Raw genomic sequence first — 14,889 nt, 5'->3', positions numbered from 1 at the left:
GAGCGAGATGACCGCGCTCAGCAAAGAACAGCAGACCGAATTCGAAGCCGCCGCCTTCCGCCGCCTCCTCGCCCATCTGCGCGAGCGCAGCGATGTCCAGAACATCGACCTGATGAACCTGGCCGGCTTCTGCCGCAACTGCCTGTCGAACTGGTACCGCGAAGCCGCCGAGGCCGAAGGTGTCGCCGTCACCAGGGACGAATCACGCGAGATGGTCTACGGCATGCCCTATGAGGAATGGAAGAAACTCCATCAGAATGAGGCCTCGCCTGTGCAAAAGGCCGCTTTTGAGCTGAACAACCCGCACAAATAGCTCACCCAAGCCCGAACAGGCTTGACCGTGACGCCGCTTTCGCGGCAGTCACTGGCATCCAAAATCGATCACCAATCAGGAGAACACGATGTCTGATGCTCATGGCGTCGCCCGCGATCAGCTTCGCGCTTTCATCGAGCGCATTGAACGGCTGGAAGAAGAAAAGAAGACCATCGCCGACGACATCAAGGACGTCTATGGCGAAGCCAAGGGCATGGGCTTCGATACCAAGATCCTGAAGAAGGTCGTGGCGCTGCGCAAGAAGGACGAGCAGGAACGCATGGAAGAGGAAGCAATCCTCGACACCTACCTGCACGCCCTCGGCATGATCGAGGCGCCGCCGGAAGGCTGATACGCCCGGCATCGCTGATGTCTACAAGCCGCCGGCCTCCCGGCGGCTTTTCTTTTTGTTGGGCTGTAAGTCAAGGATTGCCTGGCCGGGATGGAACGGCCAAAAGAAAAACCGCCGGATCGCTCCAGCGGTTTTTTGATATTCAAACGATCGGCAGGCTCAGTTGGTATTGAACTTGCGCACTTCCATGAAGTTGACGGCCGTGCCGCTGAAGCGGGCCGGATCGACCGAAGCGGTCTTGACGTTGAAGCCCTCCGCATAGACGGACGTCGGCTGAGCGCGCATCGTCTGGCTGACGAAGCGCGGCGCCTTGACCTGTTTGGAAGCCATTTCAAGCCGGGCGTTGGTCAGCGCCCACTGCGAAATCATCTTCTGCGTCAGCTTCGGCTCGGTCCGGACGGTCGCACGGCTGGCATCGGCTGCGGCAGCTTGCTTCTGCGTCGGGCGGCCGCCCTTGGTCGGAAGGCCGGGCGCTACGGCATCTTCGGCGGCCGGCACGTCGAAACCGTCGCCAAAGCTTGCAGATTTTGTTGCCGGCGCCAATGCAGCAAGCTGCAGCGTCGGTTTTTCGGCAGGCGCCTGTTGCTGCATCGCGGCGGCGATCGCCTGCTCAACGCTCATCTGAGGCTGCTGCGAGGCAACGTCGCTTTCGGCCGCCTTGTCGTTCTGCTGCTCGAGTGCCGCTGCAACGTCAGGCGAGAGCGTACCCTGATCGGCCTCGTCGGCCTCTGCTTCCGGATCGGCAGTGGCTGCGGCAAGCAGGTTCTCGGCAACGGCAGGCCGTTCGACCGGAGTCGGAACCGGGAGGCCGTTCTGTATGTTCGGATCGACCGAGGCAACCTCGGCGTCGCCAGGCGCGCGGCGCTGGCCGAGAAGCGAGGGAACCGGAATGCTGTAGGCGCTGAGATCGGCAAACTGCTGCGGCTGGGCCTGATCGGCCGGAAGCGCTGCGGCTAGGGCCTGTTGTGCGGCATTACCCGAAGACGGCGCCACCAGCGCGCTCGCCATTTCGGCCGGCTGGTTGCTGAATGCCGGGCGAACCTGCGGCACCGGGGCATTCAGGTCGGCGACTTCGGTCTGCTGCGGCTCAACAGCGGCAGGAGCAGGAGCCGGTGCAGCCTTCGGCGGCGTCGCCTTGGCGATCGCGACAGGAGCGGAATCATCCGAATCGTCTTCCTGCTCGTCCGCTCCGCCGCCGAAGAGAGCGGCAAACAGCGTCTTGTGCTTCGGCGCCGATTCCGAAGCGCTGGCGATTTCGATCTGCGTGCCGCTGGCGCGGCGCTTGTAGTCGGCCATCGCCTGCTGGTAGCCCGGCAGCGGCTTGCCATCGGCCGGAATATGGATGGTATTGCCATTGGGGAAAAGCCGGACGAGCTCGTCGCGGCTCATGCGCGGCCAGGCGCGAACACCGCCGACATCCATGTGCACGAAGGGCGAACCCGATTTCGGGTAGAAGCCGACACCGCCGACCTGCATCTTCATGCCGATGCCGCGAAGCGTCGCGAGCTTGACGTCGGGAATGAAGAAATCCATCGCCTTTCCGAGCATATGCTGGCTCTTTTCGGCGACGCCGGATTTGCGCGAGCGGCCGCGCAGCATTTCATTGGTTGCCGGCGAGCGGAATCCACAGACGACGTTGATATAGTCCCGCGAGCCGCTCTGGCGATAGACTTCCCAGATCAGGTCGAACAGGCGCGGATCCATCTTCGTCGGCTGGTTCTTGCGCCAGTCGCGCAGGAAGCGGTTCAGCTGCTCCAGGCCCTTGGGGTCGAACTTGCCGTTGCGCTTATAGGTGATGACGGCCTTTTCACCAGTATGGATGAAATAGAGCTTAAGACTGCGGGTATCGCCCGCGGCCTGAGACGGCGTACTGACGAATACCGGTGAGGAAACCGCAAGCGCAAGAAGGGCGGCCGCTGCCGTCCTCACTGCCTTTCCGCAGATGTCGGCGCACAAAGAACGCCAGCTCAAGCGCGAAGGCTTGGAATTCCCATTCAGATTCGGCAACTCGATCCCCGTCAGACAGACAATGTCCCGTACTGTCTCAGATGACTGTCAAATGCGGTCACACGATGGCAAAAATGCCACACATGATCAACCTTTTCTTTACATAGTGAACGAGCCACTAACAAGTGGTTTATGATCAGTAACAAATCGTGGTTGCCTGAGTCTTAATAAATAGGGCTTAAGCCGCATCTTTCTGGGGATTATCGGGATCTATGCCGTAATCTTTGAGCTTGCGATAAAGTGTGGACCGCCCGATGCCAAGTTTGCGCGCCACTTGACTCATCTGCCCGCGATAGAATTTGAGCGCGAATCGGATGAGCTCCTCCTCGACATCGGCGAGCTTGCGCACATCGCCTGACGGATTGACGCTGGCGATTGCGTTGTCGGAGATCTCCGGCAGCCGGTGATGCAGCTCTCCCGGCGTCGGCGTCCGGTAATCCTCGCTGTAGGCTTCATCAGGGTCGAGGCCGGTATTGTCGGCCACGAGCGCCAGGTGATCCACCACTTCATATTCCGGAAGCTGTGCGGCGATCTGCGGGAAGTCCGACTCTGTCAGCTCCGGCCCCTCGGCCAGAACGACCGCACGGAAGATCGCGTTTTCGAGCTGACGGATATTGCCCGGCCAGTCATAGGCGGTCAAAAGCGCCAGCGCGCCCGAGTTCACCGTCATGCGGCGGCCGTTCTTCTGCTCGCTGGAGAAGCGGTCGGCAAAGACGCGTACCAGGTGCGGAATGTCTTCCTTGCGCTTGCGCAGTGCCGGAATGGTGATCGGGAAGACGTTGAGGCGATAATAGAGGTCCTCGCGGAAGTGGCCGTTCTTGACCTCCTCGATCAGATCCTTGTTGGTCGCCGAAATCAGCCGGACATTGACCTTGTGCGCGGTGCGCGCGCCGACGGTCTCGATCTCGCCCTGCTGCACGGCCCGCAGCAGCTTCACTTGGACTTCAAGCGGCAGGTCGCCGATTTCGTCGAGGAAGATGGTGCCGCCGTCGGCTTCCATGAATTTGCCGATGTGACGTTCGGTTGCACCCGTAAAGGCGCCCTTCTCATGGCCGAAGAGGATGCTCTCGACGAGATTGTGCGGGATCGCACCGCAATTGACGGTGACGAACGGCTTGTTCGAGCGCTCGCCGCCGGACTGGATGGCGCGCGCCACCAGTTCCTTGCCGACGCCTGATTCGCCTTCGAGCACGACGGGAATATTGGATTGCGCCGCCCGCTGGGCGAGATCGATGACGCGGATCATCGCCGGGCTTGCCGAGACGATGTCGTCGAAACCGACGGAGCCGGAGCGAGACCGGCGTCCGGCCCGCGCCTTCACCTCGCGCTGGTCGAGCTTCATCGCATTCGAGATCGAGGTAGCGATGCGTTCGGGCGAGACCGGCTTGACGACGAAATCGAAGGCCCCGGCCCGCATCGCCTGCACCACGGTTTCGATGCCGCCCTGCCCTGTCTGAACAATAACGGGGATCTGCGTGCCGAATTCATGAAGCGCGTCGAGGAATTCGAGGCCGGTCATTTCGGGCATCATCAGGTCGAGCACGATGACATTGAAAAGGCCGCTGTCGCGCTTGACCATTTCAAGGCCGATCCGGCCGTTTTCCGCCTGGTGCACGACATGGCCGTGACGCTCGATTGCGTTTTTGAGCAGGCGGCGCTGCACCGGGTCGTCTTCGACCACGAGAATTTGCCCTGCTCCCTTGAGCTCATTGTAACCGGTCATTGTCGCCTCACTTCATGCGAAACCATGAAGCGCACTCTGGCAGAAAGGCTTGAACATCCAGTTTTGAGAAACAATTGCATTTTAACGATTGCGGCGACCGGTTTTCGTGCCGAAGCGACGCCTTTTGCGCGCCGAAAAGCCGTTGATACCGGGCCTCGCCGCGCTTGCAGCGCCGCGAGGCCCTTCGGCCGCTGTAACACTTTGAGCCTACCCGTCGCGCTTTCCGAAAATCGATTCCGATTTTCAGGCCGATGCGCTAGACAAGCAAAACTGTTATAAAGTGGAGAGGAATTGCGCCCATGAAAATCAAGCTCCCGCACGCCGGCCTTCTCTTGTCGCCAGCAGCGCCGGCTAGGCCCGCCGATCCCGCGCTCGGCGATCTGCCGGTCTGGAAGCTGCAGGATCTCTATCCCTCCGCCACCTCCACCGCTTTCGTCGCCGACATGGAAAAAGCCGGCAAGGCCGCGATCGCCTTCGAAGAGAAGTGGAAGGGCAAACTCGCTGACGCGGCGTTGAATACCGGCGACGAGGGCATCGGCGCGGCGCTGAAGGAATATGAGGCGCTTGACGATCTCATGGGCCGCCTCGGCTCCTTTGCCGGCCTCACCTATTTCTCCGACACCACCAACCCCGCCAACGGCAAGCTCTATGGCGACGTGCAGACCAAGATCACCGAATTCTCGGGCCATCTGCTGTTCTTCGCGCTGGAACTGAACCGCATCGACGACGCCGTGATCGACGCCTCGATGGCGAACGACCCCGATGCCGGCCACTACCGCCCCTGGCTGGTCGATCTCAGGAAAGACAAGCCCTATCAGCTGGACGATAGGCTGGAGCAGCTCTTTCTCGAAAAGTCGATGACGTCGGCGGCCGCCTTCAACCGCCTGTTCGACGAAACCATGGCGGAACTTCGCTATGAGATCGACGGCGAAAAAGTGCCGCTCGAAGTGGCGCTGAACATGCTGCAGGAAAAGGATCCCGAGGCGCGGCGCAAGGCCGCCATGGCGCTTGCCGAGACCTTCAAGGCCAATATCCGCATCTTCACGCTGATCACCAATACGCTTGCCAAGGACAAGGATATCTCCGACCGCTGGCGCGGCTTCGAGGACATCGCCGACTCCAGGCATCTCGCCAACCGCGTCGAGCGCGAGGTCGTCGATGCGCTCGCCGCCGCCGTCCGGGAAGCCTATCCCCGCCTGTCGCACCGCTATTATAGAATGAAGGCGAAATGGCTCGGCATGGAGCAGATGAATTTCTGGGACCGCAACGCGCCCCTGCCGGAAACCTCCGGCGCCGTCATCTCCTGGTCCGACGCGAAGGACACGGTGCTATCGGCCTATGGCAATTTCGCCCCTGAGATGGCCGATATCGCCAGGCGCTTCTTCGACGAGCAGTGGATCGACGCTCCGGTCCGCCCCGGCAAGGCGCCCGGCGCCTTCGCCCATCCGACGGTGCCATCGGCCCACCCGTACGTACTCGTCAATTACATGGGCAAGCCGCGCGACGTGATGACGCTTGCCCATGAACTCGGCCACGGCGTGCACCAGGTTCTCGCCGGCGCGCAGGGCGCGCTGATGTGCCAGACGCCGCTGACGCTTGCCGAAACCGCCTCCGTCTTCGGCGAGATGCTGACCTTCCGCGCGCTTCTGGAAAAGACCACCGACAAGCGCGAGCGCAAGGCGATGCTTGCCCAGAAGGTCGAGGACATGATCAATACCGTCGTGCGCCAGATCGCCTTCTACGAATTCGAGCGCAAGCTGCACACCGCCCGCAAAGCAGGTGAACTCACGGCCGACGACATTGGCGAACTCTGGCTCTCCGTCCAGTCGGAAAGCCTCGGGCCGGCGATCAACATTTCCGAGGGCTACGAGACCTATTGGGCCTATATCCCCCACTTCATCCACTCGCCCTTCTATGTCTACGCCTACGCCTTCGGTGACTGCCTGGTGAATTCGCTCTATGCCGTCTACCAGAAGGCCGAGAAGGGCTTCCAGGAGAAGTATTTCGAGCTGCTGAAGGCCGGCGGCACCAAGCATCACTCCGAGCTGCTGAAGCCTTTCGGCCTCGACGCCACCGATCCGTCGTTCTGGAGCCAGGGCCTGTCGATGATCGAAGGGCTGATCGACGAATTGGAAGCTTTGGATAGGGCGTGAGGCGCGGCCAGACTTTAGAGCGAGGCCATGGTGGGCTATTGATCCGCCAAGCGCATTCTGCAACGTCCACGAGGAACCATGACGGCAGCCCCATCTCCCTCATTCCTGTGCTCGTCACAGGAATCCAGCGCGCCCAAGTCCTTGGGCGCGGAAGACTCTTTATCTGCAGGAAATGACTCATTTACGGCGCAGACGCGCCGTGGCTGGATTCCTGTGACATCCCTCGGCCAAAGCCCTGAGGACACAGGAATGAGGGAGGTGGGGGTTACTCCGGTCTCGACCTACCGCAGCGAAACCACGAGCTTCGCATCGCCCAGCGCAGCAGAGAGCAAAAACATCGCAAGCATCGGATAGCCAAGCAAGATGCGGCGCAATCATGTCTGATCCCTATATTCTCTTCCGCGACGACACGACCAGCCAGGTGATGCTTTTCGCCGAGCCGGCCGAGATCATTATAGCGAGGAGGCGCGCCGAATTCTTCGCCGGCCTTGTCAGGATGGAAGAGGCCAAGGCCGAAGGCAAATGGCTTGCGGGCTACATGGCCTATGAGGCCGGATATCTCTTCGAGGAAAAACTCGCCTCCTTCGCTGACGAAAACCGCGAGACGCCGCTTCTCTGTTTCGGCGTCTTCGACACTCCGCAGCCGGACACGCATCCGCTTGCACAACCGAAACAGCGCCTCGAAAATGAGGAATTTCTCACTCATCCGAAAGCCGGCTGGGATTTCCCTATATATAAAGAGCGTTTCGACCGCCTTCACGAGCACCTGCGGCTCGGCGACGCCTATCAGGCGAACCTCACCATGCCGGTCGAAGCCCGCTGGACCGGCGATCCCCGTGCCGCCTTCTGGTCGCTGATCGAACGCCAACCGGTCAAATACGGTGCGCTGGTCGATCTCGGCGGCCCGGTCATCCTGTCGCGTTCGCCCGAGCTCTTCTTCCGCACCGATGAAGAGGGCTGGATCGAGACCCATCCGATGAAAGGCACGGCGAAACGCGGCGCCAGCCCCGCCGAGGATGCCGAAATCATCGCGGCCATGCGGGCCGATATCAAGACGCAGGCGGAAAACCGCATGATCGTCGACCTGCTGCGCAACGACATCTCCCGCATCACCGAAGTCGGCACGCTCGATGTGCCGAAGCTCTTCGACGTCGAGACCTATCCGACCGTCCACCAGATGGTGAGCCATGTGCAGGCAAGGCTCGTTCCCGGCCTCTCCATCCGCGACATCTTCGCCGCGCTTTTTCCCTGCGGGTCGATTACCGGCGCGCCGAAGATGCGGGCGATGGAGATCCTTCACACGCTCGAGGATGGACCCCGCGACGCCTATTGCGGCGCGATCGGCATGATCTCTCCGTCAGGCGCCATGCGTTTTTCCGTCGCCATCCGCACCATCACGCTTTTTGACGGCGGCAGAGCCGTCTTCAACGTCGGCGGCGGCATCGTTTTCGACTCCACAGCCGAGGCCGAATATGAAGAATGCCTGCTCAAGGCCCGCTTCGCCGTCGGCGACCAACGGATCGCGCGATGACCAATTTTTCGCTGATCGAGACGCTGCGCTGGCAACCCGGAGAAGGCTTCGTCCGGCTGCGCCTGCATCTCGCCCGGCTTTCCCGCTCGGCCCGCCGCCTCGGCTTCCCGCAACCGGCCGGCGCGGCGGCAAAGCTCGATGAAGTGGTTGCGGGTGCGACGGCCCCATTGCGCGTCCGCCTGACCTTCGACGCACAAGGCCGAATCGAGGTGACGAGCGCTCCCTTCGTTCCGCAGGCGCCGCAGACCGTCTGGACAGTCCGCGTCGCCAAGACCCGCCTTCACTCAGCCGACAGGCTGCTGCGCGTCAAGACCACACGCCGCGCCGTCTACGAGGCCGCACGTGCTGAATATGCTCCTGATGAAGCCGATGAGGTCATCCTGTTGAACGAACGCGGCGAAGTCTGCGAAGGCACCATCACCTCCATCTTTCTCGACGACGGAAGCGGCATCCTGCGGACCCCGCCGATTTCCTCTGGCTTGCTGGCGGGCGTGCTGCGCACCGAGCTCATCTGCCAGCGCAAGGCCTGTGTCGGCCGTCTTGCGCTTGCCGATCTCGATACCGGCACGCTTTACCTCGGCAACTCGCTGCGCGGCCTGATCCGCGCCAACCTCATCAGGAGCTGACTATGTTCATTCTTTCCCTGACCTACCGCAAATCCAACGAGGAAGCCGACCGGCACATGGAGCCGCATATGGCGTGGGTGAAGGAGGGCTATGCCAAGGGCTGGTTCCTCGCCTCCGGCCGCAAGGTGCCGCGCACCGGCGGCGCGATCCTCGCGATCGGCGACCGCGCCGAAATCGAGGCCTATGTCGCCGCCGACCCCTTCACCACCCACGGCGTCGCCGAATACGACATCACCGAGCTTGCCGTGACGACGACGGCCGAAGGATTGGAAATCCTGAAACGCTGATTTTGCGGGAGAGGTCGGATGATCTCGCTCCTTGCCAGCTCGCCCGCCCGATATTTGAGCTTTCCCCCTCAACGCTCTTTATTGTGACGCCGTTTTATGGTTAGAGCCGGTCACTTCGCATTTCTGCGGCTATTTCAAAAAGAATTCTTCAGGCTGAACGCCTTCGTCCCCTTCCACAGGAGAAAAGAATGACGGACAAGAACCATCCGGTATATGCCGAAATTACCGGTCCGATCGTGATGATCGGCTTTGGCTCCATCGGCCGCGGCACGCTGCCGCTGATCGAGCGCCACTTCAAATTCGACAAGAGCCGGATGGTCGTCATCGACCCGCGCGAAGAACCCTCCGACATGGAGATCCTGAAGAAGCACGGCGTCCGCCATATCAAGGAATATGTCACCAAGGACAATTACAAGGAGCTGCTGAAGCCGCTCCTGACCGAAGGCGAAGGCCAGGGTTTCTGCGTCAACCTCTCGGTCGACACCTCCTCGCTCGACCTTATCAAGCTCTGCCGCAAGCATGACGTGCTCTACGTCGACACGGTCGTCGAGCCCTGGCTCGGCTTCTATTTCGACAAGGGCATGAGCAATGCCGACCGCACCAACTATGCGCTGCGCGAAACCGTGCGCAAGGAAAAGGCGAAGAATCCGGGCGGCGCCACGGCCGTTTCCACCTGCGGCGCCAATCCGGGCATGGTCTCCTGGTTCGTCAAGCAGGCGCTCGTCAACCTCGCCAACGACACGGGCCTGAAGTTCGACGAACCGGACCAGCACGATCGTGAAGGCTGGGCCAAGCTGATGAAGAAGCTCGGCGTCAAGGGCGTCCACATCGCCGAGCGCGATACCCAGCGCACCAAGCATCCGAAGCCGCTGAACGTCTTCTGGAATACATGGTCGGTCGAAGGCTTCATCTCCGAAGGCATGCAGCCGGCCGAACTCGGCTGGGGCACGCATGAACAATGGATGCCGAAGAACGCCAAGAAGCACAAGAAGGGCAACAAGGCGGCGATCTACCTGGAGCAGCCGGGCGCCAACACCCGCGTGCGCACCTGGTGCCCAACCCCCGGCCCGCAATACGGCTTCCTCGTCACCCATAACGAGTCGATCTCGATCGCCGATTATTTCACGGTCCGCGACAAGGACGGTGAAGTGACCTTCCGCCCGACCTGCCACTATGCCTATCATCCGGCCAATGACGCCGTGCTCTCGCTGCATGAAATGTTCGGCAATGGCGGCACGCCGCAGCCGGTCCATCACGTTCTCGACGAGGACGAGCTGGAGGACGGCATCGACGAACTCGGCGTCCTGCTCTACGGCCACGAGAAGAATGCCTACTGGTATGGCTCGCGCCTGTCGCTGGAAGAAACCCGCCGCATCGCCCCCTACCAGAACGCCACCGGCCTGCAGGTAACCTCAGCGGTTCTCGCCGGCATGGTCTGGGCGCTGGAAAACCCGAAGGCCGGCATCGTCGAAGCCGATGAGATCGACTACAAGCGCTGCCTCGAAGTGCAGATGCCCTATCTCGGCCCGGTCGAAGGCCACTATACCGACTGGACCCCGCTCGACGGCCGTCCGGGTCTCTTCCCCGAGGATATCGACACCAAGGATCCCTGGCAGTTCAGGAACATCCTCGTTCGCTGAGACCGTCAGTGCAACTTGAAGATGCCCGCCGCAAGGCGGGCATTTTTGTAACGCCGGCTGTATAAATGCTGCCCGCCACCTTGCAAGACTTGCCATCCTCACCGGTGCACGCCATGTTTTGCCCGAACTGCAGCGGGTTCCGCCCGCGCCGAATCGCCGGGAGAAGCCTTATGAAAATCAAAACTGGTCTCGTTCTTGTCGGTGCAGCAGCCGCGCTTGCCGCCTGCGTTTCATCGGGACCGCGCCCCCTGCCGGTTGCAAACACGCCCGCACCCACCGGCGTCGAAGGCAGCTGGAGCGATCCGAACGGCATCGTCTCCACTTTCCAGGGGGGCACGTTCACCACCCGCACCACCGACAGCAACCAGCTTCTCGCCTCCGGCACCTATGTCAACACCTCGCCGACGCTGGTCGAGATCAATATGACCTCGCTGGTGCGCAACACCCAGTCCAAGGTCAATTGCGCCCTCGTCAATCCGAGCCAGCTCAATTGCACCTCTGATTCCGGCGCCCAGTTCACGCTTTCCCGCCGCGGCTGATAAGGGCATATGGCGACGGGGCTTGCGGGGATAGAACCATGCGGGCCTTCGCCGGCTACCTCATCCTGCTGCTTGCAATGCCGCTTGCGGCAATTGCGGTTGTTCTGCCGGCCAACGTCTATCGTGCCCAAGGCATCGCGGCTCCCGATTGCGACGGACCGCTGCAGGTTCTGATGTTGGCCGTGCCGGCCGTTCTGATCTATGGCGCAGGCGCATTCCTTGCTTATCGGGCCGGCCGGCGCTTTCACCGGGTCGTCGCCGTGTTCTGGCTGATCGTTGCGCTCGCCACTCTTCCCAACATCGCCGAAGCGGCACGCGAGCTCTACCGGAACGCCGCTGACGGCGAATGCCTGGGATAAGCCGATCCGGCTTTCCCGGGATGAGCCAATCCGGCTTTTTTGTTCCTTCCCCCTTGGAAAGCGTCCCGTCAGGCCCAGCTTTTCCTTGCGGTCGTGCACCGTCTGGTAGAACATCCGCGTGCCGGGAATTGCCTCGGCGGACCATGGAAGGGATCGGCGGGGATCGGGGGATCTCCCGCCTCAATCAGGAGAACAGGGATGACGAAGTCTTTCAGCTTCGGTCTTTTGACCGCGTCCATGCTGACGCTGAGCGCGGGTGCCGCCTTTGCGGATTACGAACTCAATATTCTTCACATCAACGATTTCCATTCACGCATCGAATCGATCAACAAGTTCGACTCCACCTGCTCGGCCGAGGAGGAAGGCAAGAAGGAATGCTTCGGCGGCGCTGCCCGCCTGAAGACCGCGATCGACCAGCGCCGTCAGGCACTGTCGGGCAAGAATGTCCTTCTCCTGAATGCCGGCGACAACTTCCAGGGTTCGCTCTTCTACACGACCTATAAGGGCGCGGCCGAAGCCGAATTCCTGAACATGATGAAGTTCGACGCGATGACCGTCGGCAACCATGAATTCGACGACAGCGAGGACGGGCTCGCGACCTTTCTCGACAAGGTGCAATTCCCTGTCGTGACGGCAAACGTCAAGGCGGCCGCCGCTTCCAAGCTCGGCGACCGCATCAAGCCGTCGCTGGTGCTCGATGTCGGCGGCCAAAAGATCGGCATCGTCGGCGCCGTCACCAACGATACGCCGGAACTGTCCTCGCCCGGCCCGAACGTCACCATCGAAGATGACGTTCAGACTATCACATCAGCCGTCCAGGATCTGAAAGGTCAGGGCGTCAACAAGATCATCGCGCTGACCCATGTCGGCTACCCCCGCGATCTCGCCGTGATCGCCAAGATTCCCGACGTCGATGTCGTCGTCGGCGGCCATTCGCACAGCCTGCTCTCGAACACCGACGCGAAGGCCGAAGGCCCCTATCCGACGATGGTCGACAATCCCGGCGGCTACAAGGTGCCGGTCGTCCAGGCCGCCTCCTACAGCAAATATCTCGGCGATCTCGTGGTCAATTTCGACGATAACGGCGTCGTCAAGGATGCCAAGGGCGACCCGATCCTGATCGATTCCTCCTTCACGCCCGATCCGGCCGTCGTCACCCGCGTCGCCGAACTGGCAAAGCCGATCGAGGAACTGCGCAAGAAAATCATCGGCTCCTCCGAAGGCCCGATCGAGGGCGACCGCAAGGTCTGCAGAGTCAAAGAATGCTCGATGGGCAATCTGGTGGCCGACGCCATGCTTGACCGCACCAGGAACCAGGGCATCACCATTGCCTTCCAGAACGGTGGCGGCCTGCGCGCTTCGATCGACGGCGGCGACGTCACCCAGGGCGAGGTCATCACCGTCCTGCCGTTCCAGAACACACTCGCCACCTTCGAGACGACCGGCGCCGATGTCGTCAAGGCGCTCGAAAATGGTGTCAGCCAGATCGACCAGGGCGCCGGGCGCTTCCCGCAGGTCGCCGGTCTGAAATTCTCCTTCGACCAGTCTAAGCCTGTCGGCAGCCGCGTCAGCGATGTCCAGGTGAAGGAGGGCGACAACTTCGCTCCGATCGACCAGGCCAAGACCTACAAAATCGCCACCAACAATTTCATGCGGGCCGGCGGCGATGGCTATTCGATCTTCAAGGAAGGCAAGAACGCCTATGATTTCGGCCCGGATCTCGCCGACGTGACCGCCGGATATCTGGCCGCGCACTCACCTTACAAACCCTATACCGACGGCCGCGTCACCGAAATCGGCGCGACCGTAGCCCAGGCGCCCGCCGCCGAACCGGCTGCTCCGGCAGCCCCGGCAACCGAGCCCGCTCCTGCCCCTGCGACGCCCGCACCGGCGACCGAGCCTGCCCCTGCGGCCCCGGCCACCCCGGCAGCACCCGCGCCCGCCCCCGAACCAGCGCCGGCAGCCTCTGCACCCGCTGCAACGACGCCGTCCACCCACGTCATCGCCGCAGGCGACACCTTCTGGGATCTTGCCGTCACCTTCTATGGCGACGGCACGCTGTGGCGGAAGCTCTCGGAGGCGAACGGCAGTCCGAACCCGCGCCACCTGACGGTCGGCAAGGAGATCGAAGTTCCGGCGAAATAAGACAATTTGTCCCGATTGCAACGGCCGGTCCGGGGTTTCCCGGGCCGGTTTTTCTTTCTATAGGGTGAACCATGATCTCCCGGCTGCGTATGAGCCGACGAGACAGAAAAGAGAGCGTTGGGGCCAAAATGACAGCAGATATTTCACACCGCCCGGCGGACCATCCGGCCGTCAAATCAGGCAAGGTCGGTGTCCTGCTGGTCAATCTCGGCACGCCCGACGGGACCGATTATAGCTCGATGCGCCGCTATCTCAGGGAATTCCTGACCGATCGCCGCGTCATCGAATGGTCTCGCTGGAAATGGTACCCGATCCTGTTCGGCATCGTGCTCAATACCCGCCCGCAGAAGGTCGGCAAGGCTTATGAGCTGATCTGGAACAAGGAAAAGAACGAAAGCTATCTGCGCACCTATACGCGCAATCAGTCGGAACTGATGGCCGGGCGGCTGAAGGATCTTGCTAACGTCAAGATCGACTGGGCGATGCGCTACGGCACGCCGTCGATCGCCTCGCGCATCGAGGCGCTGAAGCAAGAAGGCTGCGACCGCATCGTGCTCTTCCCGCTCTATCCGCAATATGCGGCGGCAACGACCGCAACCGTCAACGACAAGGCCTTCCACAAGCTGCTTTCCATGCGCTGGCAGCCGGCGCTGCGCACCGTGCCCGACTATCACGACGACGACACCTATATCGAGGCGCTTGCCCAATCCGTCGAAAGGCATCTTTCGACGCTCGACTGGAAGCCGGAGATGCTGCTCGCCTCCTTCCACGGCATTCCGATGTCCTATTTCAAGCAGGGCGACCCTTACTACTGTCAGTGCCAGAAGACCGGCCGGCTGCTGCGCGAGCGGCTCGGGCTGACCAAGGGAAATTTCATGGTCACCTTCCAGTCCCGTTTCGGGCCGGAGGAATGGCTGCAGCCCTACACCGATAAGACCGTGGAGAAGCTCGCCCAAAACGGCGTCAAGCGCATCGCCGTCATCAATCCCGGCTTCGTCTCCGACTGTCTGGAAACGCTTGAGGAGATCGCCGAACAGGCCGCCCATTCCTTCCATGAGAACGGCGGCGACAAGTTCACGCATATCCCCTGCCTCAACGACGGCGATGACGGCATGAAGGTGCTGGAAAAGGTCGTGCGCCGCGAATTGCAGGGCTGGATCTGAGAATTCCTCTTCGAAAAACAGCGTCGGATACCTAACCGGCGATCGCCCGAA

General features: G+C 61.6%; 13 protein-coding genes. 11 read left to right on the top strand and 2 right to left on the bottom strand.

All coding sequences use genetic code 11. The features are described 5' to 3' along the window. Positions 1–7 precede the first annotated feature (7 nt). Both ATY77_RS05210 and ATY77_RS05205 read left to right on the top strand, forming a co-directional pair. Positions 8–313, top strand: a complete 306-nt coding sequence (locus ATY77_RS05210; protein ID WP_088686412.1) for a DUF1244 domain-containing protein — start codon at positions 8–10, stop codon at positions 311–313. An 88-nt stretch (positions 314–401) separates the two neighbouring features. Then, a complete protein-coding gene (locus ATY77_RS05205; RefSeq protein ID WP_008533181.1) occupies positions 402–665 on the top strand; it encodes a DUF2312 domain-containing protein in 264 nt (87 codons plus the stop codon). A gap of 159 nt (positions 666–824) precedes the next feature. Here the strand turns inward: ATY77_RS05205 and ATY77_RS05200 are convergent, their stop codons facing one another. Together ATY77_RS05200 and ATY77_RS05195 are read right to left on the bottom strand one after the other, a co-directional pair. Beyond that, positions 825–2,672, bottom strand: coding sequence for a DUF882 domain-containing protein (locus tag ATY77_RS05200; protein WP_088686411.1), 1,848 nt, complete (start codon positions 2,670–2,672; stop codon positions 825–827). Positions 2,673–2,850: 178 nt separating this feature from the next. Further along, positions 2,851–4,395, bottom strand: a complete 1,545-nt coding sequence (locus tag ATY77_RS05195) for a sigma-54 dependent transcriptional regulator (protein WP_088686410.1) — start codon at positions 4,393–4,395, stop codon at positions 2,851–2,853. A gap of 299 nt (positions 4,396–4,694) precedes the next feature. Here ATY77_RS05195 and ATY77_RS05185 point away from each other — a divergent pair, with 299 nt between their 5' ends. From ATY77_RS05185 to hemH, 9 genes are all read left to right on the top strand, one after another. Beyond that, positions 4,695–6,548 carry a M3 family oligoendopeptidase gene (locus ATY77_RS05185; RefSeq protein ID WP_088686409.1) on the top strand — a complete coding sequence of 618 codons (1,854 nt, stop codon included), beginning with the start codon at positions 4,695–4,697 and terminating at the stop codon, positions 6,546–6,548. 376 nt (positions 6,549–6,924) lie between these two features. Next, positions 6,925–8,079, top strand: coding sequence for an aminodeoxychorismate synthase component I (locus ATY77_RS05175; RefSeq protein WP_088686407.1), 1,155 nt, complete (start codon positions 6,925–6,927; stop codon positions 8,077–8,079). Next, a complete protein-coding gene (locus ATY77_RS05170; RefSeq protein ID WP_088686406.1) occupies positions 8,076–8,705 on the top strand; it encodes an aminotransferase class IV family protein in 630 nt (209 codons plus the stop codon). The genes ATY77_RS05175 and ATY77_RS05170 overlap by 4 nt, the downstream gene beginning before the upstream one ends. 2 nt (positions 8,706–8,707) lie before the next feature. Further along, entirely contained in the window at positions 8,708–8,992 is a 285-nt protein-coding gene (locus tag ATY77_RS05165; protein WP_088686405.1) for a YciI family protein, read from the top strand. A gap of 188 nt (positions 8,993–9,180) precedes the next feature. After that, positions 9,181–10,632 (top strand): homospermidine synthase, encoded by a 1,452-nt coding sequence (locus ATY77_RS05160; RefSeq protein ID WP_088677886.1) that lies wholly within the window; start codon positions 9,181–9,183, stop codon positions 10,630–10,632. Positions 10,633–10,802: 170 nt separating this feature from the next. Next, positions 10,803–11,171, top strand: coding sequence for an outer membrane lipoprotein Omp10 (omp10, locus tag ATY77_RS05155; RefSeq protein ID WP_088686404.1), 369 nt, complete (start codon positions 10,803–10,805; stop codon positions 11,169–11,171). Positions 11,172–11,209: 38 nt separating this feature from the next. Next, the gene (locus ATY77_RS05150; protein WP_088686403.1) at positions 11,210–11,530 is read left to right on the top strand and encodes a hypothetical protein; all 321 of its coding nucleotides are present in this window, start codon (positions 11,210–11,212) and stop codon (positions 11,528–11,530) included. 198 nt (positions 11,531–11,728) lie between these two features. Next, the gene (locus ATY77_RS05145) at positions 11,729–13,675 is read left to right on the top strand and encodes a bifunctional metallophosphatase/5'-nucleotidase (protein ID WP_088686402.1); all 1,947 of its coding nucleotides are present in this window, start codon (positions 11,729–11,731) and stop codon (positions 13,673–13,675) included. A gap of 128 nt (positions 13,676–13,803) precedes the next feature. After that, positions 13,804–14,838 carry a ferrochelatase gene (hemH, locus tag ATY77_RS05140; protein WP_088686401.1) on the top strand — a complete coding sequence of 345 codons (1,035 nt, stop codon included), beginning with the start codon at positions 13,804–13,806 and terminating at the stop codon, positions 14,836–14,838. Positions 14,839–14,889: the final 51 nt, after the last annotated feature.

This window comes from Rhizobium sp. R634, from assembly GCF_002211305.1.
In the GTDB taxonomy this organism is placed as follows: Bacteria; Pseudomonadota; Alphaproteobacteria; order Rhizobiales; family Rhizobiaceae; genus Rhizobium.
The sequence above is the reverse complement of the archived record's forward strand: the minus strand, read 5'-3'. Positions and strand labels throughout refer to the sequence as shown.

Coding starts and splice junctions, on each gene's coding strand:
- ATY77_RS05210 (WP_088686412.1), top strand. CDS start 8: ATGACCGCGCTCAGCAAAGAACAGCAGACCGAATTCGAAGCCGCCGCC.
- ATY77_RS05205 (WP_008533181.1), top strand. CDS start 402: ATGTCTGATGCTCATGGCGTCGCCCGCGATCAGCTTCGCGCTTTCATC.
- ATY77_RS05195 (WP_088686410.1), bottom strand. CDS start 4,395: ATGACCGGTTACAATGAGCTCAAGGGAGCAGGGCAAATTCTCGTGGTC.
- ATY77_RS05185 (WP_088686409.1), top strand. CDS start 4,695: ATGAAAATCAAGCTCCCGCACGCCGGCCTTCTCTTGTCGCCAGCAGCG.
- ATY77_RS05175 (WP_088686407.1), top strand. CDS start 6,925: ATGTCTGATCCCTATATTCTCTTCCGCGACGACACGACCAGCCAGGTG.
- ATY77_RS05170 (WP_088686406.1), top strand. CDS start 8,076: ATGACCAATTTTTCGCTGATCGAGACGCTGCGCTGGCAACCCGGAGAA.
- ATY77_RS05165 (WP_088686405.1), top strand. CDS start 8,708: ATGTTCATTCTTTCCCTGACCTACCGCAAATCCAACGAGGAAGCCGAC.
- ATY77_RS05160 (WP_088677886.1), top strand. CDS start 9,181: ATGACGGACAAGAACCATCCGGTATATGCCGAAATTACCGGTCCGATC.
- omp10 (WP_088686404.1), top strand. CDS start 10,803: ATGAAAATCAAAACTGGTCTCGTTCTTGTCGGTGCAGCAGCCGCGCTT.
- ATY77_RS05150 (WP_088686403.1), top strand. CDS start 11,210: ATGCGGGCCTTCGCCGGCTACCTCATCCTGCTGCTTGCAATGCCGCTT.
- ATY77_RS05145 (WP_088686402.1), top strand. CDS start 11,729: ATGACGAAGTCTTTCAGCTTCGGTCTTTTGACCGCGTCCATGCTGACG.
- hemH (WP_088686401.1), top strand. CDS start 13,804: ATGACAGCAGATATTTCACACCGCCCGGCGGACCATCCGGCCGTCAAA.